2 protein-coding genes are annotated in these 1,617 nt (G+C 37.8%); one reads left to right on the top strand and one right to left on the bottom strand.

Going from position 1 to position 1,617, the window contains the following annotated elements; all coding sequences use genetic code 11:
* The first annotated feature begins 91 nt into the window (after positions 1-91).
* A complete protein-coding gene (locus ACT3RN_RS15455; RefSeq protein WP_192520969.1) occupies positions 92-490 on the top strand; it encodes a hypothetical protein in 399 nt (132 codons plus the stop codon).
* A 50-nt stretch (positions 491-540) separates the two neighbouring features.
* Here the strand turns inward: ACT3RN_RS15455 and ACT3RN_RS15450 are convergent, their stop codons facing one another.
* Complete coding sequence (locus ACT3RN_RS15450) at positions 541-1,551, bottom strand: IS1595 family transposase (RefSeq protein WP_192520968.1); 1,011 nt, start codon at positions 1,549-1,551, stop codon at positions 541-543.
* Positions 1,552-1,617: the final 66 nt, after the last annotated feature.

The raw sequence follows: 1,617 nt of genomic DNA, 5'->3' as shown, positions 1-1,617 counted from the left end.
GGCTGTGTTTTAATAATGTGTTGATTAATTTAATGATAGAATAATGGTGTTATAGTAGTTTTGATTTAAGCAAACAAAAGGAATTAAGTATATGGTAGTAGATATCACTAACCCCGAATTAGTAGACAAAGATGAATTTCTACATAATGTACTACAAGCCATAGAGAATTTCTATTGCAATTTATACTACGCTATTGCTGATAGAAGTGTATTGATATTGATATTCAATCTAAGCGATAGTAAGTATGCTGATGAGATTGAGATATACATAAACCTACACGCTCCAACTGCTAGTTCCCAAGCGGTCAAACGTACTGATATCAAAGACCTTGACTGCATGACCTACGCATACCATGACGCTGATGGATGGGAGCGTGGGAGCGCAATTAAAGTTAAAGAACTAAGTATGGACGATATTTTTAACCTAATGGAAAAAGTATATGCTAGACGACTAAAGGATGGTGAGGTCTGCCATGCCGAAGTAGCTTAACTAGCTTTATCTAAATAAAAAGATAGAGTACAGCCCAACAGCCTTAATGGTTAGACAGGTACAGCAGGACGACTAGACAAATCAGCAGTCTTGCTTGTGCATAGCGTGTTACGAATAAAATCTAGCAGTACGGACTCTTTACTCTCTGATGACCCTTTAGCAAAATTAACAAAGTTATGATACACAAGGTAGTTGTTCAAATACTTAGTAGCCACACCCTTAAAGCGGTGCGTTATCAGGTCTTTAAGCCTACTGTGGTAGTTATTGACCATTTGGATATTGAATAAGCCATTACTGCGTTTCTTAGTAGCAATACGGATGTGATTTAGCTCCATATCCAGTGATAGTTTTTGATAAGGACGCAGCGAGTCAGTAACAAATACTGAGTTTTTTGAGATATTGCCATCTAATACTTTCTGCAAGTCTTTTAATGATGGTTTGCCTAGGTTTGATATCTTAGCAACGGATAGACCATCTAAGTTGACGGCACAAGGAACGCAAACCTTTTCTGTTGATAAGCCACGCTTACTCGCCTTAGTTCCTCGCTTATAGGCTATACGTGGCAATTTAAAAGACTTGTGATTACCCTTATATGATATTGCGGTAAATGTTTCGTCAGCTTGCACGACACCATCAAGCTCAACGTCAGTCATCATATTTTGTAGCGCATCAAGTATCTTGTGTCGCCATGCAAAGGCGGTAGCCAAATTGATATCACATATTTTGGCGCATTTGCGTAAGGGGTACTTCTCAATCATACAGTGGATATACTTTTCCCAAACCTCAATGCCTTTTTGCGAGTTGTATAATATAGTGCCTGTTTGCTCAACAAATGATTTTTTGCAGTCACGGCACAAGTAGCGTTGGTTGTTGCATTTAGTGCCATTTTTGACGAAATGGGTAGAGTCGCAATGAGGGCATTTTGATACCTCTTTAGCTGCAATAACTTTTTCAAGAGAATTTTGACCTGAAATATCACCAAGAAAGAGCTGTTTTTCTTTCTCAGAAAGGTTGTTGAATAACTGTTTGAGAATGTCGATGTTTTTTGTGGCGGTTGACATGGTTAAACCCTTATAAATCAAAGCCTGTAGAGTCATTATATCATTTATCAATAAGTTATATCAACA

This window comes from Psychrobacter sp. AOP5-GZ1-6 (genome assembly GCF_052376345.1).
Lineage (GTDB): Bacteria > Pseudomonadota > Gammaproteobacteria > Pseudomonadales > Moraxellaceae > Psychrobacter.
This window is presented reverse-complemented; position numbering and strand designations above follow the sequence as displayed.

Bases quoted from the DNA above. Each gene is read 5' to 3' on its own strand.
- ACT3RN_RS15455 (WP_192520969.1), top strand. From the start codon at position 92: ATGGTAGTAGATATCACTAACCCCGAATTAGTAGACAAAGATGAATTT.
- ACT3RN_RS15450 (WP_192520968.1), bottom strand. From the start codon at position 1,551: ATGTCAACCGCCACAAAAAACATCGACATTCTCAAACAGTTATTCAAC.